Genomic DNA, 24,540 nt, shown 5'->3' on the forward strand with positions numbered 1-24,540 from the left:
CATCGAAGCTGGCCAAGAGATGGCTGTGGCCGCGCACGAGCTGGTGCACAAGCATGGCAAGGCGGTGCTGGGCGAAGCAAGGTGGAGGCAACTGCACGGGGTGATCGGCACCTGGGCGAACAGGCCTGAAGGAAGTCTGGAGCGCCAGGTCTACGACGAGGCCGCAGCGCGCGTGCAGGCTTCGCGGCCAGACAGCGCAGATACTGCCACCTACAGCAGTGAAGAGCTGTTCCCCTACGCCGTGCAGGTGGCCATGGAGCTGGGCGTGCAGCCTACGGCGCTGATGCCCATCAATTCGGTGCGGGGTTGGCTGGCGCGGGTGCGGGCCGCCATGCGCGAGGCATGGGACAGGCTCACGAACAAACCGGAGCTGTTCGACAGCCAAGACACGTGCCCGTCATGGAGATGCAGCGCGACGGCACGCTGATGGTCAAGGGCGACCCCGTACAGCTGCAGGAGCGCCTGCGCCAAGGCGGCGTGGTGCGCGTGCTGCGGCGCAAGGGCGGCGTGCTCGTCGGGCTCGACCAGGTGCGCAAGGCGCGGCAGTTGCTGGGCGGCCGTCAGCCTGCGCAACCTCATAATCCTGCACCAAGCCAAAGCGAGTTCGTTGCAGAGAGATACCGCAGCGGCTACAGTGATGCCAATGGACGCGTTCACGAACCAAACCAGCCCGACGATGGATTCGGACCCACTCAAGGCGACGCCCGAGCGGCCGGCGATGGTGCTTTGCGGCGGGGTGGTGGAGCACCCTTACCGCATCGGACCGCCTCTCTCGTGGGAGTCGGATTTGCCGGGCGAATGGAGCCAGCCGACGACCAAGGGACCAGCCAGGGGATTCTGCGGCGGGGTGGAAGAACACCCTTACCGCATCGGACCGCCACTCTCGTGGGACTTGGAATCGCCGAGCGCGTCGAGCTTGCCGGCAGCCAGGCCCTTGTCGGTGAACGGGTAGATTCGCCAGAGCAACGTTGCCTGCCGACTGCTCAACGGCTGCGGCCCATGGCGTACCGCTTACCCGCCCTCCTCACCCGCCCGCCCGCCGCCACACCAGCCCCAGCGCCTTGAATTTCTGCCAGGCAGTGGCGCGTTCATCCGAGAGCACGTCGAGAAAGTCCGACAGGCGTTTGGACTTGACCATGGTGTAGATGGTCAGCGCGGTGGTCAGCACGAACACGAGGGCAAAGATGCCCAGCTTGCGGCCCAAAGGCGCGTCGGCCTCGGCCAGCAGGTTCATGCCCAGGAAGCCCGTGGTCACGGTGCCGATCAGGCCGAAGATGGTGACGACCGTGAGCCGCACGACGGTATTAGCCTGGCGGCGCAGGCTGTCGGCGTCCAGGTACTGGTTCATTTCGCCGATGCGCTCCTTGACCTCGGTGTACAGCGGGTCCAGCCCGAGGTGGTTGGCGCACATGCGAAACAGGGCGCGCACCTGGGCCTGCTCGGACACCTCGTGGAACCAGTAGCGGTGCGTGAAGCGCAGAAAACCGGCGAAGCTGTCGCGGATGGTGCGCTTGAAGCGGCGCACGCTGGCGGCGTCGGCAATGTCCAGGTCTTTCAGGGCCTCGGCCAGGCGATCCGAGAACATCAGCAGCGCCGCCTTCTGGAAGTGCGCAATCAAGAACAGCAGGAAGTGCTGGTGCCTGAACTGCGCCAGCACACCCCGGTCGCGGCAGACGTAGAACGGGCTGCTGGCATCGCCCAGCACCAGCAGTGAATGGCCGCTGCACAGGTAGCGGGTGTTGGGGGCAGCGCCGCTGCTGCTCCAGAAGCGGTCGTAGCAGAACCGTTTTTCAAAATCGGCCAGGTGCTCTTCGGAATAAGGCAGGCAGGTGCCATCATCGCTGGGCTGGGCCGCCCCCGTGACCAGGCCGAAGCGGATGAAGTCGCTGCGGCTGAGCGCGCGCGGGTCGTCCAGCGCCAGAAAGGCCAGCTGCGGCATGCGGTAGTACTCGATCTGCCGGTAGCGCAAGGGGCCGGTGCGCTCGGAATGGTCGCTGACCAGCGGCTCCAGCAGCCAGGCCCAGTGGGCCGAGATGCGCGGGGCGCGGTGGTTGCTGACGTGGGCCATGAAGAGGTCGCGCTGGTTGGCGTCGGACGCGGCCAGCACCTGCCCGGCGGCGTCAAGCCACTCGGCGCTGTACAGGCAGTGCTGGGCATGGCCCTCTGCATCCCAGCCGGCGGGGTAGCCACGGCCGAAGCGGTACAGCAGCTCCTGCGCCTGGGCGAGCTGCAGGTCGCGGGCGCTGACCTCGACATTGAGCAGCACCAGATCCAGGTCGAGAAAAAAGTACAGGTCCACATGCACGATGTCGAGCCTGATGGGCGCATCGCCGGGGCGCAGCACCGCCCGCACGGCGCTGACGTCGCTGCGCCGGAACACCCGCATCGGCGAGCCGGTGGCGCTGCTGCCTGGCTGGCTGCGGCCTTCGCCATACAGGAACCGCTGCACGTAGGGCAAAAAGGTCACGAACTCGTTGTAGTGGCGTTCGTGAAAACGGCTGCTGTCGCCCGTGAATTCGTCCACCACCTCGCGCCAGGGCGAGGCCTCCTCGCCCATGTCCGCCAGCAGTTGCCAGGGCTTGGCGTGCCGGCCTTCGGAGCCGCGCACCGGCATCAGGCGCAGGGGCCACAGCAGGACCTGGCGAAACTCCCGCACGCAGGCGGGGTGGGACTCAGCGGACATGGGTGGCCTTTCGTGGGGAGCCCGGCACAGACGATGCTACCCAAAACTGCGGGGGATGGGTTGCTCGCGCAGGCCATCGAGTGCCCCGTTCAGGGCGAGGTGGACAAAGTCGGCCGGTATCAGGCCGCCACGCGGCCACTCTCCGCCAGCCGCTTGAGCGATGCCAGGGTGATGGGAAGCCCGGTGCGCAGGGGATTGCCGACGATGGGGCCGAGCACAAAAGACAGCGCGCCGGAAAACGTCACCCGATGGACGACTTCGGTGGTGCCCGCCGCCGTGGGGCGGAGCTCGTGCTCGAAGAGCATGCGAAAGAGGGGAATGCGGGACTCGACGGTGAACGATTGGTTGGGCACCACGGAGATGAAATCCATGGGGACCGACATCCCCTTGGGCGGGGTGATGCGGCCCTTGCTCCCGGTCTGGAAGGGGCCGTCGATCGATGAGTCCTTGGAGTCCGGGTCCCAGGCTTTCCAGTTGCCGACATCCGCATAGATCGCGAAGATCCTCTCGGGGGGCACGGAGACGGTGACTCGGCTTTCCACTTGCATGCGGGTGCTCTTGTTGGGCTTACCGACGATTCAACGATGCCCCAGACTCTAACGGCTATGGCAGGTGTGCCGCGCACAAAATAGCGCTGGAGAGTCGGGATGCGCGTACCGACAGGGCCTGCAACCGGCCAGCATCGCCTTGACATTCAAAGACCACGATCAGTATCGTCATGGGCATGAAAACCATGCAGTGGATTGAAGTTCAGGGCGCGTTGTTGGCCGTGGAGTGCGAGGCAAATCATGGCGTCACTGGCGTGCCAGTTCTTTTCTTGCACGCCAACGTTGCAGACCGGCTCATGTGGCGAGGCCAAGTGGATGCGCTAGCAACACGCCATCCGGTCATAAGCTATGACCGCCGGGGTTTCGGAGAGTCGCGCACATTGCGCTCGACACCGCATTCCCATGTGGCCGATCTCTGGGCGGTGATGGATTCGCTTGGATATGACCGGGGGGTATTGGTAGGCTGCTCCCTGGGCGGCCGTATCGCCATCGACGCAGCATTGGCTCGGCCAGACCGCGTGAGCGGCCTGGTGGTCGTTGCGCCGGGGGTCAGTGGTGCGCCACCAGCGCAACATGGCGATGAGGTCACGGCACTGATGGATGCGATCGGCGATGCGGCGGCGCGGGACGATCTGGATGCAAAGAATGAACTGCAGGCGAGGCTCTGGCTGGACGGCCCCTTGGGTCCGCCAGAGCGCGTAGGAGGCGAGGCTCGCCAACTTTTTCTTGCAATGAACGGTACCGCCTTGCGGGCCGATAGCCCCGGGGTCGCATCTGAGGAGCCGCCCGCATGGGACTGCGTGGAAGCGATACAGGCACCCACCCTTGTGCTGTGGGGCGATCTTGACGTGCCCTACCTGCAGAAGCGATGCAAGTTGCTTGCCCAGCGCATACCTGCAGCCCAAAGCTTCGTGATTTCAGGCACCGCACACCTGCCGGTTCTGGAGGCACCCGAGCAGTTCAATGCAGTGCTTGGGCGCTTTCTCGATAATTTGTAAGCTCGCAAGCGCGCTGTTGGCGCCTCGCGCCACCAGTGTGCCGCAGGTAAACCTAGACCACTGAAACCGAGAAATCGGCTGCACGGGCTTTGCCAATGCGGCAATCCAATCGTCTAAAAATGGCGCCCCAGCCGGGCCCGCCGCCCCCTGGGGGCCGGCACAATCGGTGCATTCAGCCCGACCGTTCGGCCCAGCCCTCCCCCGTCCACCGCCGCAATAATCACCCATGCAAACCCTTGTTCTCGGCGCCGGCATGGTCGGCGTCAGCACCGCCCTCGCCTTGCAGCAGCGCGGCCATGCCGTCACCCTGGTCGACCGCAAGGCCCCGGGCCAGGAGACCTCGTACGGCAATGCCGGCATCATCCAGCGCGAGGCCGTGCAGCCCTATGCCTTTCCGCGCAACATCGCCACGCTGGCACGCATTGCCACCGGGCTGAGCAACGACGCCCACTACCACTGGGGCGCCCTGCTGCGCCTGGCGCCGCAGCTGCTGGGCTACTGGGCCGCCTCGACGCCTGCGCGCTACGCGCCCATCGCCCAGGCCTACAGCCGCCTGATCGCCCACTGCCTGACCGAGCATGGCGGCTGGATCACCGACGCCGGCGCCGCCGACCTGGTGCACCGGCAAGGCTGGATGCAGCTGTACCGCACCGCCCCGGTGTTCGACGCGGCGGCCACGCTGGCCCGTACCACCGCGGCCGCGCCCGGCCAGGCCAGCCCGGTGCTGGACACAGCGGCCCAGGCCGCCGCCCAGCCCGTGCTGCAGATACCGCTGGCCGGCGCCGTGCACTGGCAGGACCCGTGGACCGTGCGCGACCCTGGCGAGCTGGTGGCGCGCTATGCGCGGCTGTTCGTGCAGCGCGGCGGCCACCTGGCCACGGGCGATGCGCTGACGCTGCGCCAGGAGGGCAGCGGCTGGGCCGTGCAGGTGGACTCCGGCAGCATCAGCGCGCAGCACGCCGTCATCGCCCTGGGCCCCTGGGCCGGCGAACTTACCACGCGACTGGGCTACCGCCTGCCGCTGTTCAGCAAGCGCGGCTACCACCGCCACTTTGCCGGCGGCCCCAGCCTGACCATGCCAGCGCTGGACATCGAGCGCGGCGTGATGCTGGCGCCCATGGCGCGCGGCCTGCGCCTGACCACGGGGGCCGAGTTCGCGCTGCTGGACGCGCCCGCCACGCCGGTGCAACTGCGCCGCGCCGAAGAGTCCACGCGCGAGCTGCTGCCCCTGGGCCAGCCTGTGGAGGCCACGCCCTGGCTGGGCGCGCGCCCCTGCACCGCCGACATGCTGCCCGTGCTGGGCCCGGCGCCGCGCCACGCGGGCCTGTGGTTCAACTTCGGCCACGCGCACCAGGGTTTCACCCTGGGCCCCGTCACCGGTCGGCTGGTGGCCGAGTTGGTCAGCGGTGAGAAGCCGTTCGTGGACCCGGCGCCTTATTTGGCGCAGCGGTTTTTGTAACAGCGCAGTCCGCGCACGCGGCGCGGTCCCGCCCCTCACCGCGCCCTGCAGCGCGTTCGGCGGTGAACCCTGCTGGCATCACCCATATTGGCGATTGTGGTGATCGCTCCATTGGTTTGAAATCAAGAAACCAATGGATACAAGTGTGTCCATGTGGACACATGCGCTTCGTGCGCGTTTTCCTTGTCACCCTCTGCCGGCCACCACAACCCCAAGAATCCCACGCCGGCTCAACTTCGATCCATCACCGCCATGCGCCTTACCTGCACGCTCAAGAAAATTGCCGCCGCCACCGCCCTCGTCGTCGCCAGCCTGGGCGCCGCCAGTTCCGCGTGGGCCGACATCACCGCATCGGCCACCACCAGCGGCTCGGCCAGCGCCTACACCCTGGTCGCCCGAATCACGCCCGACGCGCAGTACCTGGGCCGCGGCAAGCTGTACTTCGTGATGCTGCACGGATCGCAGATCTACGTGCTGTCGGAAACGCGCGGCTTCATCCCTTACACCGGCGGCGAGCCCGAGGCCTACCGCGGCATCACCCAGGCCACCGAGACCATCACCGTGCCGGGCTGGAACACCACCGCCCAGGCCGGCGCCGCCATCTTCGTGGGCTTTGGCACCGATGTGATGGACATGATCAACAACGGCAGGTTCAAGCAGGTGGCCACCCTGCCCCAGGCGCCCGCGCCGACACCCACGCCCACGCCAACGCCAACGCCCCCCGTTGTGACCAACCCCTATGCGGCCTACAGCGGCAACTACCTGTGCATCAGCGAAACGGGGTCCAGCTACACGGTTTCCGCCACCATCACGGCCACCCAGGCGGTGGTGGATACGTCCAGGATCCTCACCATTCCGGACTACACCTTCAACGTGCCCTACAGCAACATTGGCACCACTGGCGACCGCATCTATACCAACAACGCATTCCCGCTGCGACTGGTGTCCGTGGACACGACCGCTGGAGCCCGCTACCCGCTGGCCCTGGGCTACGCGAGCAATGGCTCCAGCACGCCGCGCGTTTTCATCTGCTCCCGGCGCTGAGCGCCATCAGGGCAGGCAACTGGCGCGGCCGACGGCATGGACGAGTGACGCACAACCGCCGCGCAGACTGGGGCCGTGCCAGCGACACGCAGGCCAGGGCCGCACCACACCCACGCTTGCAGGCCGCGGCAGCCGTTGATCCGCGAACCGGATGGCCGGCAGCGCCGGCCCCACCACCTCGATTCCTACCGCCATGAAGTTCGCCAGCCCATTCAAGAAAATCTCCGCCACCACCACCCTCGCCGTCGCCAGCCTGGGCGCCGCCAGCCCTGTGTGGGCCGACATCACGGCATCGGCCACCTCCAGCGGCTCGGCCCGCGCCTACACCCTGGTGACCCGCATCACGCCCGACGCGCAGTACGTGGGCCGCGGCAAGCTGTACTTCGTGATGCTGCACGGCTCGCAGATCTATGTGCTGTCCGAAACGCGCGGCTTCCTGCCCTACACCGGCGGCGAGCCCGTGGAGTACCGCACCATCACCCAGGCCAGCGAGACCATCACCGTGCAGGGCTGGAACACCACGGCACAGGCTGGCGCGTCGATCTTCGTGGGCTACGGCTCCGACGTGATGGACATGCTCAACAACGGCAGGTTCAAGCTGGTGGCCACGCTGCCGGCGGCGCCGGCACCACCGCCGAACATCCAGTATGCGGCGTACAGCGGCACCTACATGTGCTTTGACGACCATGGCCGCTCGGGGTCCGTCACCGCCACGTTCACGGCCAGCCGGGCGGTGGTCGACACCACGCAGCTGTCGGCCATTCCAGACTACTCGTACGATCTGCCGATCAACAACCTGGCCTATGAGCCTGACATGCTGCTCTACAGAACCCAGACCTATCCAGTGCGCGCGGTCGGCCTGAGCCTGGTGCGCACCAGCAGCCCGTACACCATGGTGGTCGGCTACCAGGCCAGCCGCTCCAGCACCGAGATCGTCTACGGCTGCACCAAGCAATAACCATGTGGAGAACAAGAGAGATGGCACCGTCTAACACCCCCTTGCGGACCATGGCTGCGCTCGCAGCCATGGCCGGCAGCAGCCTGATCGCCAGTCCCGCGTTTGCCGTTATCACCGCATCGGGTTCCTTCACAGGCACGCCCCAGTCACTGGACTACGTGGCAACCGTCTCGATCGACAGGGCTTTCCTGGGCGCAAAGCTCTACCTGGTCATGCAGCATGGGCCGAACGTCTTTCTGCTCACGCGCGACCGGGGCTTCGTGCTCTACACCGGCGGCGAGATTCCGGAGTACAAGAGGATCGACCAGACCGAGGACATCATTCCCCTGATGAACTTCAACGTCAGCGCAGTGCCGGGCGCGCCGATCCACGTGGGCTATGGAGTGGATGCCTGGGACATGATCAACAACGGCCGGTACAAGACGGTAAACATCACGCCGCCATCGAATGGGCCATTGCCCTCCCTGCCCAACCCCTATGCAGCTAATACCGGCGAGTACCAGTGCATTGACAAGTACTACACGCCGATGCCGGGCCCGGTGAGCGCCTGGATCAACGCCGATACCGCGGTGGTCGATACATTTCGGCTGTCGGGTATCCCGTCCACCCACTACAACGTGCGCTTCGGCCCGAAATTCGGCCCGGTCGCGCGCGAGCCCGAGCCCCACAGGGCCTACCACAACGGGGTAGACACCTACCCCCAGAAAATCGTGCTCATGGACCCCAGCCTGAAAGGCAACTACCCGCTGGTCATCATGTACCAGCGAGAGCGCTACGGAACCCAGACGATCTACTGGTGCAAGAAGTAGCAGCAGCAGCATCAGGTGAATGCATGGGGATGCCGCCTTCGCATGAAAGCAGAACGGGTTCTGCACGGCCAGCCTCGCCGCGCTGCTGCTGCCACCGGTCTTGTGCATCTGCGGCCTGCGAGACCCCTCCCGGTCAAAACCCACCGAAGGGCCGCCTCCCCCATATTGGCTATTGCGAACAAGGCAGCGTTGCCTTGAAATCAAGAAACCATTGGATACAAATGTGTCGGTAATGGTTGTGCGCTCCGTACCCCATTCGTACGTTTCGTATGTGTCGTTTTCTTCGTTTCTCCACCTGCTGGCCACCACAACCCCAAGAAGCCCAAGCCAGCGCAACCCCGAATCGCCGCCGCCATGACCCTCTCCCGCACGCTCAAGAAAGTAGCCATCACCACTGCCATCGTCGCCAGCCTGGGCGCCGCCAGTCCTGTGTGGGCCGACATCACCGCATCGGCCACCGCCAGCGGCTCGGCCCGCGCCTACACCCTGGTGACCCGCATCACGCCCGACGCGCAGTACGTGGGCCGCGGCAAGCTGTACTTCGTGATGCTGCACGGCTCGCAGATCTATGTGCTGTCGGAGACCCGCGGCTTCCTTGCCTACACCGGCGGCGAGCCCGTAGAGTACCGCACCATCACCCAGGCCAGCGAGACCATCACCGTGCAGGGCTGGAACACCACGGCGCAGGCCGGCGCGTCGATCTTCGTGGGCTACGGCTCCGACGTGATGGACATGCTCAACAATGGCAGGTTCAAGCTGGTGGCCACGCTGCCGGCGGCGCCCGCGCCCGCACCGACACCAGCTCCCGCTCCGGCGCCCACGCCCGCACCGGCCCCGTCCAGTCCCTACGCAGTGCACAACGGCAGCTACACGTGCTATGACCGTTCCGGGCGCTCAGCCTCCGTGACGGCCACATTCACGGCCAGCCGGGCAGTGGTCGACACCACGTGGCTGACGGGCATCCCCGACTACACCTTCAACGTGCCCGTCAGCACGCTGGTCCAGGAGCCGGGCCTGATGATCTACAACAACCTGAGCTATCCGGTGCGGGTGGTGGTGCTCGACCTGACGCGGACCCTGCCCTACGGCATGTCGCTTGTCTACCAATCGAGCATGTACAGCGCCGAAGTGGCCTATAGCTGCCTGCGGCGCTAACACCGCGCCGAGCGCTGCATCTGGAGCCTGCCCAGGCTCCTACACATTCACCGCCGCCCCATCCACCGCCCAGCGGCACTCCGCCATCCAGGTGGGCAGTGCCGGGTCGCGCACCACAGGCGCCAGGGCGCGCAGCGTGGTGTCCATCTGGCTGTCAAACCAGTGCAGCTTGCGCTCGGCGAACTGGATGGACGACAGCGCCTGCAGCACCAGTTTGCCGCCGTCCACCACGGGCAGCGGCAGCGCCGCGTTGAACGCCATGTCCAGCGACGGGTGCTCACGCACCAGCTCCTGCAAAAAGGCGCAGGCCCCATCGATGGCTTGCGCATGCCGCGCATGGAAGGCCGGGCTCATTTCCTGTGCGCCCAGGAACTTGGCAACCCCCGCGAGCGATTCAAACGGGGTGGGCAGGCGGGTGGGTGTGGGGGTCGTTGAGGGCATGGTGGCAATCGGCTGGGCTGAGGAATGGCAATGTCAACGCAACGGCGCGCAGGCACCATCCATCATGGCCAGCGCGCACCTGAAGTATGCGCCTACCGCAGGCCCTGCAACCCAGGCAGGGTGCAAAATGCACCGTACATGCCCACCTTACCTTACGTAAACCACCGGCAACGCAGCCGCGTTGCATGAAAGTGCTGCTGCAACCGGACCCTGCCATGCCCATCCGTACCACCTTGCGCAACCTCATCGCCAGCGCCGCCCTGGCACTGGGCCTGGGCGCCACGCCCGCCTTTGCCCAGATCACCACGGTGGCCACCACCATCAGCGGCACCACGCAGGCCCTGAACTTCGCCGTCAGCGTCAACCCCGAGGCGCAGTTCCTGGGCCAGGGCAAGCTGTACTTTGTGCTGCTGCACAACAACCAGTTCTACCTGCTGTCCGAGACACGCGGCTTCGTGCCCTACACCGGCGGCGAGATCCCCGAATACCGCACCATGCGCCAGTCGACGGAGACCATTGCCATCGGCAACTGGAACACCAGCGCGCAACTGGGGGCAGCCGTCTTCGTAGGCTACGGCACCGACTTCTTCGAGATGCTGGCCAGCGGCCGCTTCCGCCAGGTGGCCACCCTGGCGGAATACCCCATCCCCCCCGTGGTGAACCCCTACGCGGCCTACAGCGGCGCCTACCTGTGCTCCAGCAGCGCGGGCGCCAGCTACAACGCCACCGCCACCATCACGAACACCCAGGCGGTGGTGGACACATCGCGCATACCCGCCATCCCGGTGCCCAGCGTCAGCCTGCCGTTCGACGGCCTGGGCAGCAGCGGCGACCGCATCTACGCCAACCGCAGCTTTCCGCAGTACCTGGTGTCCCTGGACACGACCGCCGGCGCACGCTACCCGCTGGCACTGGCCTACCAGGCCAGCGACTTCAGCACCTCGCACATCTTCGTGTGCACAAGGCGCTGAAAACGCCCTTCCCTTCGGCGTTGCAGGCCTGCGGCAAGGCCCGTGAGGCCACCGCCCAGCGCCGCCCGGCGACCGCCTGTCGGCGCGCAGCGCCATGTCGTGACATTTGGTTTCGCGCCACAGTGAGCGCGGCACCCCGGTGATAGATTCGCCGGTCGCTCGGCCCTGTGCCGGGCGTTTTTTCCGCCCGAATCCACGCCAACCCATCCCGCACGACATGGCCGTTACCGTCTCCGACCTGCAGAACATGCGCTTTTCCGGCAACCCACAGGCCGATGCCCTGCTGGGTGGCACGCCCATCTGGAACTTCTGGCCCGACGGCCGCAAGGTGATCTACTACACCTTCGACGCCAGCGCCGGCAGCGAGGCGACCAAGAAGACCGGCAGCGCGGTCACGGCCTTCAACGCCGACCAGAAGCAATCCACCCTGCAGATCCTGCAGCACGCCTCGGCCGTCACCGGCTTCGTCTTCTCCGAGGTGGCCACCTCGGCCCAGGCCGACCTGCACTTCGCCGCCACCAACCTGCAGGGCCCCTCTACCGCAGGCCTGGCATCGTCGGGCTACGGCTACAGCTACTCCGGCCCCAACCAGACCGTGAACTCGCTGAACATCGAGGCCGTGGTCTACCTGGACAACGTGGAGCACGCCGGCATCAACAACCGGCCCACGGCCGGCGGCGCCGGCTACGAAGTGCTGCTGCACGAAGTGGGGCATGCGCTGGGCCTGTCGCACCCCTTCGACTCCTCGCGCCCCCTGCCCGCGGGGCAGGACAACACCAACAACACCGTCATGTCGTACACGCATGCCGGCCCCAACAAGACCACCTTCCAGGCCTACGACCTGCTGGCGTTCGACTGGCTCTATGGCCGCGACGGCCTGGGCGGCACCTACGGCTTCAACTCGACCAAGGGCCCGACGCTGACCTTCGATACGGCCCCGGCACCAGCCCCCGCTCCAGCCCCCGCTCCAGCACCCACGCCAGCGCCCGGACCAGCCCCTGCACCAGCGCCCACCCCCACCCCCACGCCCGCGCCTGCGCCCACCCCGGATCCCAAGCCGGGCCCTGCGCCCGCGCCCACACCGGCCCCTGCGCCCACGCCGCCCAAGCCGGTCCCTACGCCCAGCAACCCCAACCTGCCCAGCGGCACCACGGGCACCGCCGATGCCGACCTGTTCAACAGCAAGCCCGCCAACGAGACCTTCACCGGCGCTGCCGGTGTGGACACGCTGGTGACCCACGGCCTGCGCGGTGGCTACACACTGCAGCCGCTGCCCGGTGGCGGCTGGCAGCTCAACGACAAGGGCGCCGGCCACGACGGCCTGGACACCCTGCAGCAGATCGAGCGCGTGCGCTTTGCCGACCACTCCGTGGCGCTGGACCTGAACGGCGCTGCCGGCACCGCCGCGCGCCTCATCAGCACCTTGCTGGGCTCCGACGCGCTGAAGAACAAGGGCCTGGTGGGCGCCGTGATCAAGGCCGTGGACGAATCGGGTGCCACGCCCCAGCAACTGGCAGAACTGGCCCTGACCGCCGTGGCCGGCCCCTCCGCCACGCCCCATCAGGTGGTGGCCCTGCTGTACGCCAACCGTTCGGCACTGCGGCCGATGCCGCCACCGTGCAGAACTTGGCAGGCCTGCTCCAATCGGGCAGCTACACCGGCGCATCGCTGACCTGGGCCGTGGCCAGCTCGGACCTCACGGCCAGCAAGATCAACCTGGTGGGGCTGAGCCAGGTGGGGCTGGAATACATTTGAAACGAATGGATGCGCAGGGACCGCCTGCGCATCCACGGCCTTCGCGCAGTCCACGCCGCGCCCGGCGCAGCCCTACCTTTGGGGGATACCGCCCGCCAGAAATTTGCACTCCAATCACGTTCGATGCCCCTTGACAAGCAATGCTTTGCCAAGTGCAGACATGCTCGCCCCCAGCCATCCCAGGCCCCGGAGAACACTCCCTTCTGGTGCCATGGTCGCTGGGGCACAACATCTGGCCAAGCCAGCGACCGTGGCATACCCAACGTGATCACTGCACTTTTCGAATTCACCCGCTCCGGCGTCTGCAAGGTTGTACCGAGCGTGTCCGCCTCAACGGACGCCCAGGCCGTGCTGCTCAACTGGGCCCTCATGGCCAACGACCGCGCATTCCGCACGGTGCTCGACCTGCCCGACCGCCTGGTGGCCGAACTCACCTGGAATGAGCGGCACGACACCGCCCAGCGGCACGACCTCGACTCCTGGGCCCGCCGCCTGGACATCACCGTGTCCAACGCCCTGCGCATGTCGCACAGCGACTGGCAGACCACACGCCCCCTGGCGGCGTAAGGCGCCGCGCCCGCGCCAGGCACTGCCTGAGCCAGCCCGCCCCTCCCCCTGCAAGCACTTGGCAGGGCCTTATCAGACCGCCGTGGCAGTGAACAGCGCGGCCAGCCAGGCTACTCTGGATAGCTTGCCTTCCCTCCGCCAATGAAGACGGGGCCTTCACACCGGACCAAGAATCCGCTCGACCGGTCGCGAATCTCAAGCCCTTGCTCTCCTTCTGGCATGGCCACTATCTCGCATTGGATATCACAGCCAGACCAGCGAACCGGGCCACTTATATACACGCATTGCACAAATGTCACGCCAATGAAGTCCGTCGAACCGCCACTGCGCTGCAATCCGATGGTGAACCGGTCATGGCCATTGACATAGCCGGCAAAGAAAGCGTTTTCACCGCGCCACTCCGCAAAAAATGAAGCCAATCCATCCATATCTTTCTGTTTGAACTTCACGGCCCCACCTCCACCGGACTTCCATTGAAAAAGAAATTGGATTTCATCCTGTAGCTTTCATTCTTCATTATTTTCCAGATCTCCCAGTTCGTCACATTTCCAACGGGCACGCCTTCCAGCTCACGGCGGTGACCAATCCCTTTCTCGCCAAGCTTCAACACCTGCGGAAGCTCGTCCAAGGATCTCAGCACCCCATCCAGATTGACATTGATTTCCGAAGCATGTTCCATTGCCAGTGAAATGTTTCTTTCCAGTGCCTCATCAGACCCTGGCCAAGGCGAACCAAACAGGTTGGCATCACCCCCACCCCTTGCGTTGTAGATCCTGGAGCCATGAGCGCGCGCGAATTGCGCGAGGGAATTGGCCCTATCTCCAATGCGTGTCAGGCCAATACCGAGGCTGAAGCCCGCTGCAAAGGCTTCGCGCCCAGCGTCGGACAACCCGATTCTCTCGATCTCGGGCGGCAGCCGCAAGGACCGAGCAAGGCCCCTGCCACCGACCACACTGTTCTCAGTGGATCTCTCCAACTCAACGGCCTCAGCGCTCGCCTGGGGTGCCGCAGGCCCCTGTCCTTGCACCCAGCGATTGCCTTCGCGAGCAGCGCCACCACCGCCTTGAATGACCTCAGTCGCCAAGTCTGCGGATCCCTCGAAGCCGGGAAATTGCGGTACAGCATTCACGTCTGCAGCCGATGAAGCGCGTGGAGCTGCGTTCGACGCTTCCCGCTCCTGGGCTGCAGCATCCTCGCTTGCGGGCGGGGGCATGGCTGCCCGCGGCGACCGGCCCTGCCCACGGTGGTCATGGCCAACCACACCCAGTTGGAGGCGCCGGGGCTCGGACGACGGTCCCGGGGTGTCTATGGTCTCGACGCCTTCTGCAGGCGCGCTCATCACTGCACGCGCCAGAGCTGCCTCCTGCACGGGCACCATCGTTCCTTTCGCGAACCGTCTCGCGCCGCGTACACCACCGGCAAGCAGCGCCGCCTCAATGGCATCAGGATCTCCACGCACAGCAAGCATGCCGGACGCAAGCTCGATGACTTGGTTGCTAACAGGCGCGGCGGGCGGGACGCCCATTCCGTTGTGCCCTGGCAAGGAAAGCGGCAAAGCCGCCAGCGCCTGTTGCGCCTGCGCTGCTTGCTCTGGAGCCACCAACAGTCTGCGGTCAAACAAAAACACCTTGTCTACGCCCGCCTTGCCCAGAAAAGCTTCCAGCGCACGGGGATCACCCTCCACGCTCAGCGTACCTTTGTCGGTCAAGCGAACTGCACCGACAAAGGGTGCTACCGCAACGTCTGCGGGCGAACCCAGGGCTGTTTCGCCTTGTGGGGCCGATTCATGCGAGCCTGGGACTGTGGCAAGAAGCTGTTGCCCACCCGTCGCCTCGACCGGCTGGGCGAAAGTCCCGACGTCGGCATGGTGCCCGGTGGGTGCCTCCGACACGTCCAGATCGCCGTCTGTCACGGCACGCGTTTCCTCTCCGGCAGTGGAAGAGGCCACAGCTCCCAGCCCATTGGCATACGAGTTGCGCGCTGCAGTGCCGGGCGATCCGACGGGAGCAGTCGGTGCTGCCGTCTGGGCTGGCACGCGGGGCACAGGCAGGCCATCTGCACGCCTGCCATCGTTTTCGACAACATTTGCCGATGTTTCTCGCAAGGGATTGTGGACCCCGCCCAGCTCGCCGGCCACCTCCGCCAGCACCTGCCCAGGCTGGTCGATCTCTCCCTTTTGCGCCAACTGTTTCCCGGCTTCACCGGCACCACCCAAAGCCCCTTGCACACCGACCTGCAGTGGCACATTGATGGCCTGGCGCACGGCCGGGTTCTTGATGAGGACCTTGGGCACCAGCGTCTTGCTCGCAACGCCGCCGGAGACTGCGTCCATCGTCCCCACGATGGCGCCACCCGTCCCCGCATAGGCCGTGGCTTCGCGCAGCATCTTCGGATCGGCAAACAGCCTTCCCAGGCCTTCCTTGTCAGACGGATCCACGCCGTTGTCGCGCGCGAATTCACGGATGCCGCTGCCAAACTCGGTCAGCGCGCTGGTGCCGCCGGCCACAGCCGCGCCAGCAACGGGGCCCATCGTGGCAGCGGCGACGACCATCGGAATCATCTGCGCAGCGGACTGGGCCGTGACACCAGCGACCACCGCATAGGGGTCTTTCTTGAACACCTCCCAGGCTTCGCCAAAGATCTTGGCCTCCAACACCGCGCGCACCTGCGGCCGCGTGGTCATGCGGCTTGCGGCATCGGCCAGGGCGCCGGCCTCAGCCGTGTCGACTGCCATACCACCAAGCCGCTGGGAGGCGTGCGCGATATAGGTGCGCAGGCCCTGCGCATGGGTGCTGTCGCCCCGGCCTTCGCCTACCAGTTGGGCCAGCATCTCCTGGCGCTGCAGCAACTGGTGGGCTGCGGCGCTGGCGTTCATGGCCTGCAGGTTGGCGGAGGCGTTCGTTGCGCCGGCAAAGACTTCGTCGCGCAGTTGCGTGAACTCATCGCCCAAGCGGCCGAGCAAGCCCTTGCGTGCGGGGGCCTTGGACGCGGCACTTGCGATGCTGCGCGCAACGGGCGGCGCATCCGCCATGATCGATGGCACAGGGGCATCACCCGGCCGGGCGGCGCTCGGACGCCAACCGTCGTTCACAGGCACTGTGGGTGCCGCGTCCGGCCGCGAGGAAGGCGACTGCTGCACGCCATCGCCCGGCCCCAGCGCCACAAGCTCGAACCCAGACCAATCAACGTCAGCGTCGGAAACGCCCGGCGCATCCACCAGCTCAAACCGGGACCAGTCCATCACCGCCCCTTTGCCTGGAGTTCAGGCCGGCCATTGCGCACCACGTACTGCTGGCCATTGGCGTCGCGCACGACCGCGCCGTCGCGCGGCGCGGACGAGAGCGGCCGAGTCAGCTTGGCGCCGGTGCCTGCCAGCGAGCCGGGGCCAAGCCCACCATTGGGGACGGAGCCCATGGGCTGCAGAGCAGACTCTGCCCCAGGGCGCACACCTGGGCGCTCGGGCTGCGGGGCACTGCCGCGCTGGAAGGCCGCGGCCACGTCAAGGGCCGAGCCACCGCCCTGCTCCACCGCCACGGCGCTGGCTTCGGCCAGGTCGTTCAATCCAAACTGCCGCTCGCCGCGCGCATGCGCCTCCAGCTTGCCCGGGTCCAGGAACAGCGTGTACAGCCGCTGCAGGGCCTGCGCGCCCTTCTCGCGGTCGTAGGCGGCGCGCTCCAGCGTGGTGGTGGGCGGCGCGGCGCCCATGTCGCCGGTACGGTCGTAGCGTGCAAAGTCCCCGGCCGTCCGTGCCACGGCGTTCATCACCGGCATGCCAAAGCCCACATCGGCCAGGCGCAGGCCGGCGTCTTCATCGACGGCGCGCACGCGGTTGATGAGGTCCTGCCGCTGCCCCGGCGTCTGGGCGCGGGCGGCCTCCTCCATCAGGTTGAAGCCCCGGCTGCCGGCCAGGCGCGTGCTCATCTGCTCCTGCTGCCATTGCCGGTCGGCCATGCGCTCCTGCTGCTTTTCATGCAGCAGCGCGCGCTGCGCCTGCACCTTGTCTTCGTCGGTGGCCACGGCCGACATGCCGGCGCCCACGCCCTGCAGCGTGCCACCCAGGAGATTGGCGAAGAAGCTCATTGCACACCTCCCTGCGGCAAGGCCACGTGCGCGCCGTGGGCCGTTTGCGGGCCTGTGCCGGGTGGGGGGGGCCGTCGCGGCGCTGCGCCCCGCGTCGGCGGCATCAGGCCCGCATCGGCGTCCAAGCGCATGTACTCGGCGATGGACTCCTGCATCACCCGCTGCAAAAAGGGCTCCAGCTGGTCGTCGGGTACCAGGCCAGCGTCGTTGGCCAGGCCGGCCACGTCTTTCACGAACTGCACACCGGCATGCAGCAGCACGGCAGGGTCCACAGGCTGGCCGGCCTTTTCCGACTCCATCGCAAGAAAGCGCAGGGTCGCCGTGCCGAAACGCACCGCCGCCCCCGCCGGGTCGATGTCCATCGCCGCGCGCCATTCCCGGGCCGACTCGCCCAGCAACTGGCGCGCGCGGCCGAGGATCATGTCGAACTGCGCCTGTTGCTCAGCGCTGGCGGGGGTCTTGCCGCCCGGGGCGGCGGCGCTGGCGCCTTGCCCGGCCGGGCCCTGCATGGCCATTTCATGGAGGTTCATCGGGAGTCCTTCATTGCACGATGCGCGTGGTTGGAGTGAAGCCATAACGCTGCTTTTGCCAGGCAAGCTTGTCCTTTTCGTCCTTGGCATTGGCCGCGCCGCTGATACCGACGCCTACGCCCTTGATCAGCTCGCCGACGGCTTTGTCGTTGGAAAGCAGCCTGTCGAAAAAGCTGTTGGCTTGCGGCTTGCCGGCGGCCTGCAGCCCAGAAGCATTGGTAGCGGACGCACCTGGCTTCGACATGGAGTTCTGGGCGGCAGAAGCGTTGGGCTTCGCGGCGTCGGCAGCCGCAGCCTGCGGGCCTACGGCACCGCCCTGCGACGTGTTTGTGGCTGGTGGCGCTGCAAGGGCTTTCGCATCTTTCCCCAGCGCGCCACCGTCGTCCAGCAGGTCAACACCCTTGCTGACTTCGGGTGCGAAGGGGGTAGGCGTCCGCGCGGCGCTCATCTCGATGGAGGTCGTGTCACCCGGCGTGAGCGTGCTGTTGCCAAACGCGTCCGTCGTGCCCGAGAAGTCGCCAGTAGCCAGGCTCGCCGAGCCCACGCCGTCCGCGAGCGGGAATGCGTCCTTCATCGAATTAAGCCCGAAGGAATCCGTGCCATCGAGCATGGCTTTCGCGCTCAGTGTGCCGCCCGCCTCCGTCAGGCCAGCGGCTCCCTCTGCCCCGCTGCCGAAATCGAACCCTCCGTTCACGGCCCCGTAGACGGCCCCGGCCACGTTGGCAATCATCACCAGGTCCTCTCCGAACACCTTGGACGCGGCCTTGTTGATCTTGTCGTTGACGCCCGTTACCTGGAAGACCACCGATGCCGCCGTGGCCATCATCGTGGCTGTGGTCGCGGCAACACCCAAGGCAGTGGCGCCGTAGGAAACGAGGATGGGAACAATGATGGCCATGGATCAGCTCTCCAGTGCGGACACGTAGGCCGTGCCCATGACGCCAAAGCCGCGGCGGGCCATGACCTTGTTGAAACGTGCCGGATCGGCGATGCCGGCGTAGTCGTGCACCACCAGTTGCACGGCGCGCATGCGCCGTGCCCAGTCCTGCAGGGCTGCCAGCAGGCGCAGGCCGGAGCCGTTCTCGGCGTACCACAGCAGCTCATAGGCGGTCTGGTGGCGGTTGAACAGCCCGGGCTGCACGATGCCTGCGATGAGGCCGCGCACCGTGCCGCCCTGCTCGCTTACGAAAACCGCACCGGCCAGGCCGTGGATGACGCCGAGAAAGGACGCCTGCACATGCGCGAGTTCCACCGGCTGGCTGGCGAACTGGCTGGCGGCGTGCTCGCGCAGGGCCAGCGCAGTCAGGGCGGGAAGGTCTTCGCGCGTGGCGCGGCGGATGATGGTCATCAGGCTCACCCCCCAGCATCGCCATTTGGAATGGGCGCGGCTGCTGGCGCGGGCGCAGGCGCTGGAGCGGCCTTCGGCTCCGTCTTGATGATCCAGCTGTCCGGGTTGTAGCCCAGGCGGTTCGACAGCGCCGTGAGTTGCGGGTTGTAGGTCGCGGCCAGGTCGGCGATGGCGCGGTCCGCCTTCTCGGGCGACAGATCCGCCGTGTTGACCTGGAACACCTTGTTGGCGTACTCGGCGCGCAGGTTGTTCAGCGAGGCCCGGTCATCCGCGTTCATCTGCTGCTGGGCCCTGCGGTCGTCGGCATCCACCTGCATCTGCGTGCGCAGCACGCTGGTGTCGGGCTGGACGCTGGCCAGCCTGCCGCTCAGGTCCATCTGGCCCAGTTGCAGGCGTGCCGCAATGTCCTTGTCGTCGCGCAGGGCCTGCTGCTGGGCCGTGAACTGGTCGCGGGCCGACTGGTAGCCGTTCTGGATCGCGTCGCGCTCCAGCGTCAGCTGCTGCTGGCGGTCCAGCATCCTGTAGTCGCGGTCGAACTGCTGCTGCGCCGCCCACTCGTTGGCCTGCACGTTGAAGTCGGCCATGTAGGCATCGCGCACGAACTGGTTGTTGTCGCGCGCGAAGGTGTTGGCCTGGCCGGCGTTGAACTCGCCCGCCCGGGCGTAGGTGGCCGCGTCCTGGGTGGCGATGGGCATGGCCGCGTCGTACAGCGCCGACTCGCCGGCCGTGGCCGCCATGCTGCTGTTGAGCAACCCCCGCGTATTGGCCGTCTGCATGGCGCGCGCACGCGCCTGCTGCATCAGCGGGCTGTCGTCGGCAATGATCTGCTGCAGCTGGCTGCGCACCGTCTCGTTGGGCGCCACGTCCCAGCGCGTCATGCCCTGCAGCTGCGACAGGTTGATGCCCGTGGTGGGCGGCTTCTTCGTGTCCTTGGTCCAGCCCTTCTGGGCGTCGTAGGTGTAGTCGTAATACGGCTTCTCCAGCCCGCCCTGGGTGCCGTAGCCGCCCATCGCCGAATCCTCGGCCGACCAGCCGTAGATCTGGCCGAACTGCTTTTGCGTGAGTTTCATGCCCGTGGCCTGCTGCGCTGCCTCCTGGCTGGTCTTGCCCACGGACCACTGGCGCGCCTTGCCGATCTCGTCGGCGGTCAGGTCGCGCCCACCCTCCCATCCCGAGGACACCGGGGTTGCAGCAGCCACGGCGGGTGCGGGCGCAGCGGCCGGTGTGGAAGCCGAGCTGTAGGAACTCCCATCGGGCGTGCTGCCCCAGGCCTGGCGGGCCAGGTTGAACTGCTCCTGCGTCACGCCAAAGTTCTTGGCGCCGGAGTCGAAGATGTCGGCGTCGTTCATGCCGCTGGCCTTGGCGTTGTTGTAGGCCGTGGTGATCTGGTCTTGCGTATATCCCGCCATGGTCAATATCCTTTGCTGCGATCGGTAGTGCCGCGCTGCTGCGCCTGCAGGGTGATGCGCGCGGGCAGCGCCAGCAGGGCCCCAAGCTCCTGGATGGCGGCCTGCGCGGCGCGGATCTCGGCATCGGTGGAGCGCGCCGTGGTGCACACCGCCGTCAGCTCCGCGATGCGCTCGGCCGCGTAGGCCTGCACGCCGCGCCACACGGCCGTGGCGGGGTTGATCTGTTCCATCCAGCTCATGTGAAATTCCCTCTGGTCATATCCCCCTCCCGTTCATGGCGGCGAACTGCATCTCGGCGTTGAGCCTCTGCGCCCGGTTGTCGCGGTCGGCCTGGCGGTCGGCCAGCACGGCGCGGGTCTTGTGCACCTCGAAAGCCTGGCGTTGCGTGGCCTCGGCCTGGCCGGTGCGCTCGCGCGCAGCGCTGCGTGCGGCATCCAGTGCCATGCGCTGCTGCGCCAGCTCGCGTTGGGCCAGGCTTTCCTCACGCCGCATCTGCAGGCGGGCCTTTTCCAGCTCGCCCTCCATCGCGGCCTGCTCACGCTGCTGGGCCACACGCTCGGCCTGCGGGTCCGCCTTGCCCGGGGGCTGCTGCGCCTCGGCCTGCTGCATGCGGGCGATCTCCTGCTCGGTGGGCAGCACGCGGTCGGGGTCGAGCTTGAAGGCGCGCGCAAACTCGCGCATCAGCCGCATCTGGTTGCTCGGCGGCAGGCCCATGGCCTGCGCCGTCTGCATGAAGGCCTGCAGCCGCTGGGCCTGGCCCTCCAGCTCCACCAGCGCGGCAATGCCCAGCGCGCGCACGCGGCTGTCGCCCTTGATCTCGGCCTTCTCGCTGTACTGCATGTTCCAGTCGAAAAAGCGCGTGATCAGCGGCGTGACGATGTCGTCGTCCCAGTTGCGCACCGCGCGGCGCACCCACAGGTTGGCCGCGTTGTAGGCAATGCTGGCGCCCGTGGCGCTCTGCATGTAGTTGGGCGCCTCGGTGCCCTGCAAAAAGGCTGGCAGCGTGCCCACCTCTTCGATGAGCTGCTTGCTCATGCCGAAGATGGCCTGCAGTTCTTGCAACCGCGCATCGATGGCAATGAACTGGATGCCCTGGCGCGCGTCCGAGCCCGGGCGCTTGTTGCGCCAGAACTTGCCCGGCGCCATGCGCCAGGAGCCGTCCACCGGCTCGATGGCCTGGTCGTCCACCACCACCTGGGGCAGCACGCACAGGCCCATGTTGTCGTGCATGGCGCGAAAGGCACTGTTGGCGCTCTCCTGGTTGTCGCGCACCTCGTAGGGCATGCCAAAGCCGAAGATGCTGGCCTCGTCCATCTGCCAGGTGAACACGCTGTAGGGGTGCTCGTTGCTGTCCAGCGCGTTCAGCGCCGCCTTGAGCACCTCGCCCTGGCTGCCGAACCAGACCACGCCGGTGTAGGTCCTGAGCGGGTCTTCATCCACAGCGCAGCCGCAGTCGATCAGGTCCTGCGCGCTGATCGGGCCGTGGTACTCCCACACCTCGTAGCGCCGGTCCTTGGCGCCACTGGCGCCGCTGATGGCGCGCAGCCGCTCGCGGTGGTTGCTGGAGGGCGTGCCAGGCTCAGCGCCCAACATGCGGCGCAGCGCATCGGCATCCACGTCGGGCATGTCCTGCAGGTCGGCCGCCTCCTGGCGCGTGAGGTAGTGGCGCTCGAACACGAACTCCGCCTCGCGGATGTGCGTGCTGCTCATGTCGGGAAAAAAGTTCCAGATGTCCACGCGCCCCGCCTGCGGCAGCGGCTTGCGTGCCAGGCTCATCACATACGCGCCATCGCCCTGCCGCTCCCAGCGCTTGGTGGTGCGGAACATGGGCACCGGCCCCTTGATGACGCCCGTGCCGTACAGCACCGCATCGTGGATCACATCGCGCGCATGGCGCGGGTAGCTGCACTCGGCCAGCTGGTCGTCGATCTCGCGCTGCATCGCGTCGCAGCGCTTGGCCGCCTCGTCCACCAACTGGCCGATGGCCTGCTGGATGCCGCCGGCCGTCAGCATCGGCCCCTCGGGCGACTGCATGGGCGTGGCAGGCGGCAGCTGCCCGGCCAGGTCCAGGGCCTCGTCCAGGTCGGGCACGGGCGTGGGCTCGATCACATAGCTGCGCTCCTCGCTGGGGAACAGCATGTCGAACAGCCGCGCCTCCACCAACCCGCACAGCCGACGCGTGAGCGGCACGAACACGCGGCTGCCGTACTCGCTTTCGTCGCCGAACATGCCCGGGTCGTACTGTCCGTTGAACTGGCGCACGTCCTTGTACCAGCGCTCCTCGGTCACCTGGCGCTGCTGCACCTGCTCCTGCGCCAGCGACAGCAGGCGCCGGCCGAGCGCCCCCACGCGCACTGCGCGGGCCTCGGCCTCGCGCCTTTGCTGCACGGCGTCGGCCTCTGCCGCTTCAGCCAGCAAGGCCAGCGCCTCGTCGGTGCCCATGGCCCCCGTGGCGACCAGGGCAGTGATGCCATCGGCATCCAGGGCAGGCAGGCCCTCGACCAGGGCCTGTGGCGGGAAAGAAAGCGGTGGATTGCGCATGCACCGCAGTGTTGCGGAGCACCCGTTGGCGGACAACGCGCGGCATATATGCAGGCAGGCGTCCCGACCCCTCTTCGCCGGCAACAACCGCCTTGCCCGCGTTTGTCACATCTTCGCCATGTTGCCACCCCACCGCGCGCCCAGTGCAGCGAGGCGCATGCCCTTTGCCTGCACGCCCGCGTGAATCATTCGGTTACCGACGAACGCCGTGCAGAGTTTTTGTTGACCCTTGCGGATCTTTCACTTACTTTCAACCACCACCCCAGACCGGGGGACTTTCTGCATAGCGCCTGCCCTGGATGAACGCAACCGAAGCAACGAACCTTGATACCTGGCGCGAACCGCGTTGCCAAACAGCTTGCCAGGCGCCCTTCGCGCTTGCGTTCACCCTGTGTTGACAGACCGCCGGCCCATCTGCACTTGGCGCACCCTTGCGCCCATGCATTCGGCCGGCAACCTCGCGATCACCGGCGCCACAGCCCAGGCCACGGCGCGCCACGCCACTCAGGTGTGCATACGGGGCCTGGCGAGCAGCCCATTCACCCATTTCACTGAAGCAGCACCATGACCACCCTCCAGACCAACGATGCGGCCGCCCGCGAAATCATCTTTGTCGACAGCCGCGTCAAGGACGCCGATACCCTGCTCAAGGGCTTTCCGCCCGGCGCGCAAGTGGTCTACCTGGATGCGGGCAAGGACGGTCTGGCGCAGATGGCGGCCGCGCTGGGCGAGCGCGGCGACGTGGGCGCCGTGCATGTGCTGGCCCACGGCAGCGAAGGGCAGCTGTGGCTTGGCACCACCTTCCTCTATTCCGGCAACCTGGCCGGGCACGGCGATGCGCTGGCCGCCATCGGGCGCGGCATCACGGCCGATGGCGACCTGCTGGTGTATGCCTGCAACCTGGCCCAGGGCGAGGTTGGCGCGCAGTTCGTCAGCAGCCTGGCGGCCCTCACCGGGGCCGACGTGGCAGCCAGCGACGACCGCACGGGCGCGGGCGGGGATTGGGAGTTGGAAATCACCAACGGGCATGTCGAAGCGGTATCCGGCGTCACCGCAGACGCTGCGGCCAGCTACGAGCACGCACTGGCAACCGTCACCGTCACCACAGGTGCCGACAGCGGCGCGGGCTCCCTGCGCCAGGCCATCGCATCCGCCACCGCCGGCGACACCATCACCTTCAGCGCCGTTTCGACCGTCACGCTGGCCAGCGGCGAGCTTATCATCAACAAGAACCTGATCATAGA

At 66.9% G+C, this 24,540-nt stretch carries 24 protein-coding genes; 12 read left to right on the forward strand and 12 right to left on the reverse strand.

The window, feature by feature from the left end; all coding sequences use genetic code 11:
- Positions 1 to 427 (forward strand): hypothetical protein (locus ACK59X_RS21575; RefSeq protein WP_409960432.1); only part of this gene is annotated, 427 nt, incomplete at its 5' end.
- Positions 428 to 1,024: 597 nt separating this feature from the next.
- Here ACK59X_RS21575 and ACK59X_RS21580 read toward each other — a convergent pair.
- Both ACK59X_RS21580 and ACK59X_RS21585 read right to left on the reverse strand, forming a co-directional pair.
- Complete coding sequence (locus ACK59X_RS21580; RefSeq protein WP_409960433.1) at positions 1,025 to 2,683, reverse strand: hypothetical protein; 1,659 nt, start codon at positions 2,681 to 2,683, stop codon at positions 1,025 to 1,027.
- 119 nt (positions 2,684 to 2,802) lie between these two features.
- Complete coding sequence (locus tag ACK59X_RS21585; RefSeq protein WP_409960434.1) at positions 2,803 to 3,231, reverse strand: SRPBCC family protein; 429 nt, start codon at positions 3,229 to 3,231, stop codon at positions 2,803 to 2,805.
- Positions 3,232 to 3,401: 170 nt separating this feature from the next.
- On the opposite strand from ACK59X_RS21585, the gene ACK59X_RS21590 reads away from it, so the two are divergent.
- From ACK59X_RS21590 to ACK59X_RS21615, 6 genes are all read left to right on the forward strand, one after another.
- The gene (locus ACK59X_RS21590) at positions 3,402 to 4,229 is read left to right on the forward strand and encodes an alpha/beta fold hydrolase (RefSeq protein ID WP_409960435.1); all 828 of its coding nucleotides are present in this window, start codon (positions 3,402 to 3,404) and stop codon (positions 4,227 to 4,229) included.
- A 226-nt stretch (positions 4,230 to 4,455) separates the two neighbouring features.
- Positions 4,456 to 5,688, forward strand: a complete 1,233-nt coding sequence (locus tag ACK59X_RS21595; protein ID WP_409960436.1) for an NAD(P)/FAD-dependent oxidoreductase — start codon at positions 4,456 to 4,458, stop codon at positions 5,686 to 5,688.
- 252 nt (positions 5,689 to 5,940) lie between these two features.
- Positions 5,941 to 6,732, forward strand: coding sequence for a hypothetical protein (locus tag ACK59X_RS21600; protein ID WP_409960437.1), 792 nt, complete (start codon positions 5,941 to 5,943; stop codon positions 6,730 to 6,732).
- A gap of 151 nt (positions 6,733 to 6,883) precedes the next feature.
- Positions 6,884 to 7,690, forward strand: a complete 807-nt coding sequence (locus ACK59X_RS21605) for a hypothetical protein (protein WP_409960438.1) — start codon at positions 6,884 to 6,886, stop codon at positions 7,688 to 7,690.
- 50 nt (positions 7,691 to 7,740) lie between these two features.
- Entirely contained in the window at positions 7,741 to 8,499 is a 759-nt protein-coding gene (locus ACK59X_RS21610) for a hypothetical protein (RefSeq protein ID WP_409960439.1), read from the forward strand.
- A 354-nt stretch (positions 8,500 to 8,853) separates the two neighbouring features.
- Positions 8,854 to 9,654 carry a hypothetical protein gene (locus ACK59X_RS21615; protein WP_409960440.1) on the forward strand — a complete coding sequence of 267 codons (801 nt, stop codon included), beginning with the start codon at positions 8,854 to 8,856 and terminating at the stop codon, positions 9,652 to 9,654.
- A 39-nt stretch (positions 9,655 to 9,693) separates the two neighbouring features.
- Here ACK59X_RS21615 and ACK59X_RS21620 read toward each other — a convergent pair whose 3' ends face one another.
- Positions 9,694 to 10,095, reverse strand: coding sequence for a hypothetical protein (locus ACK59X_RS21620; protein ID WP_409960441.1), 402 nt, complete (start codon positions 10,093 to 10,095; stop codon positions 9,694 to 9,696).
- 215 nt (positions 10,096 to 10,310) lie between these two features.
- Here ACK59X_RS21620 and ACK59X_RS21625 point away from each other — a divergent pair, with 215 nt between their 5' ends.
- From ACK59X_RS21625 to ACK59X_RS21640, 4 genes are all read left to right on the forward strand, one after another.
- On the forward strand, positions 10,311 to 11,066 hold the full coding sequence (locus ACK59X_RS21625) for a hypothetical protein (RefSeq protein WP_409960442.1): 756 nt from the start codon (positions 10,311 to 10,313) through the stop codon (positions 11,064 to 11,066).
- Positions 11,067 to 11,283: 217 nt separating this feature from the next.
- Positions 11,284 to 12,738 carry a M12 family metallo-peptidase gene (locus ACK59X_RS21630; protein ID WP_409960443.1) on the forward strand — a complete coding sequence of 485 codons (1,455 nt, stop codon included), beginning with the start codon at positions 11,284 to 11,286 and terminating at the stop codon, positions 12,736 to 12,738.
- A complete protein-coding gene (locus ACK59X_RS21635) occupies positions 12,693 to 12,821 on the forward strand; it encodes a hypothetical protein (protein ID WP_409960444.1) in 129 nt (42 codons plus the stop codon). Before ACK59X_RS21630 ends, ACK59X_RS21635 begins: the two co-directional genes overlap by 46 nt.
- Before the next feature lie 321 nt (positions 12,822 to 13,142).
- Positions 13,143 to 13,388: a hypothetical protein gene (locus ACK59X_RS21640; RefSeq protein ID WP_409960445.1), complete on the forward strand. Its 246-nt coding sequence runs from the start codon at positions 13,143 to 13,145 to the stop codon at positions 13,386 to 13,388.
- A gap of 110 nt (positions 13,389 to 13,498) precedes the next feature.
- Here the strand turns inward: ACK59X_RS21640 and ACK59X_RS21645 are convergent, their stop codons facing one another.
- Genes ACK59X_RS21645 through ACK59X_RS21685 form a run of 9 tightly spaced genes read right to left on the reverse strand, consistent with a single transcriptional unit; the run spans position 13,499 to position 23,296 of the window.
- A complete protein-coding gene (locus ACK59X_RS21645; protein ID WP_409960446.1) occupies positions 13,499 to 13,837 on the reverse strand; it encodes a hypothetical protein in 339 nt (112 codons plus the stop codon).
- The gene (locus ACK59X_RS21650; protein ID WP_409960447.1) at positions 13,834 to 16,629 is read right to left on the reverse strand and encodes a hypothetical protein; all 2,796 of its coding nucleotides are present in this window, start codon (positions 16,627 to 16,629) and stop codon (positions 13,834 to 13,836) included. Before ACK59X_RS21650 ends, ACK59X_RS21645 begins: the two co-directional genes overlap by 4 nt.
- The gene (locus ACK59X_RS21655) at positions 16,629 to 17,468 is read right to left on the reverse strand and encodes a hypothetical protein (protein WP_409960448.1); all 840 of its coding nucleotides are present in this window, start codon (positions 17,466 to 17,468) and stop codon (positions 16,629 to 16,631) included. The genes ACK59X_RS21650 and ACK59X_RS21655 overlap by 1 nt, the downstream gene beginning before the upstream one ends.
- Complete coding sequence (locus ACK59X_RS21660) at positions 17,465 to 17,998, reverse strand: hypothetical protein (protein ID WP_409960449.1); 534 nt, start codon at positions 17,996 to 17,998, stop codon at positions 17,465 to 17,467. The genes ACK59X_RS21655 and ACK59X_RS21660 overlap by 4 nt, the downstream gene beginning before the upstream one ends.
- 10 nt (positions 17,999 to 18,008) lie before the next feature.
- Positions 18,009 to 18,896 (reverse strand): hypothetical protein, encoded by an 888-nt coding sequence (locus tag ACK59X_RS21665; RefSeq protein WP_409960450.1) that lies wholly within the window; start codon positions 18,894 to 18,896, stop codon positions 18,009 to 18,011.
- 3 nt (positions 18,897 to 18,899) lie between these two features.
- A complete protein-coding gene (locus tag ACK59X_RS21670) occupies positions 18,900 to 19,346 on the reverse strand; it encodes an N-acetyltransferase family protein (protein WP_409960451.1) in 447 nt (148 codons plus the stop codon).
- Between the two features lie 5 nt (positions 19,347 to 19,351).
- Positions 19,352 to 20,755, reverse strand: a complete 1,404-nt coding sequence (locus ACK59X_RS21675; RefSeq protein ID WP_409960452.1) for a hypothetical protein — start codon at positions 20,753 to 20,755, stop codon at positions 19,352 to 19,354.
- Positions 20,756 to 20,757: 2 nt separating this feature from the next.
- Entirely contained in the window at positions 20,758 to 20,994 is a 237-nt protein-coding gene (locus ACK59X_RS21680; RefSeq protein WP_409960453.1) for a hypothetical protein, read from the reverse strand.
- A 16-nt stretch (positions 20,995 to 21,010) separates the two neighbouring features.
- Positions 21,011 to 23,296 carry a hypothetical protein gene (locus ACK59X_RS21685; RefSeq protein ID WP_409960454.1) on the reverse strand — a complete coding sequence of 762 codons (2,286 nt, stop codon included), beginning with the start codon at positions 23,294 to 23,296 and terminating at the stop codon, positions 21,011 to 21,013.
- A 564-nt stretch (positions 23,297 to 23,860) separates the two neighbouring features.
- Here ACK59X_RS21685 and ACK59X_RS21690 point away from each other — a divergent pair.
- A partial coding sequence (locus ACK59X_RS21690; protein ID WP_409960455.1) for a DUF4347 domain-containing protein occupies positions 23,861 to 24,540 on the forward strand: 680 nt, incomplete at its 3' end.

Source organism: Acidovorax sp. (assembly GCF_046339755.1).
Classification (GTDB): Bacteria; Pseudomonadota; Gammaproteobacteria; order Burkholderiales; family Burkholderiaceae_C; genus Acidovorax.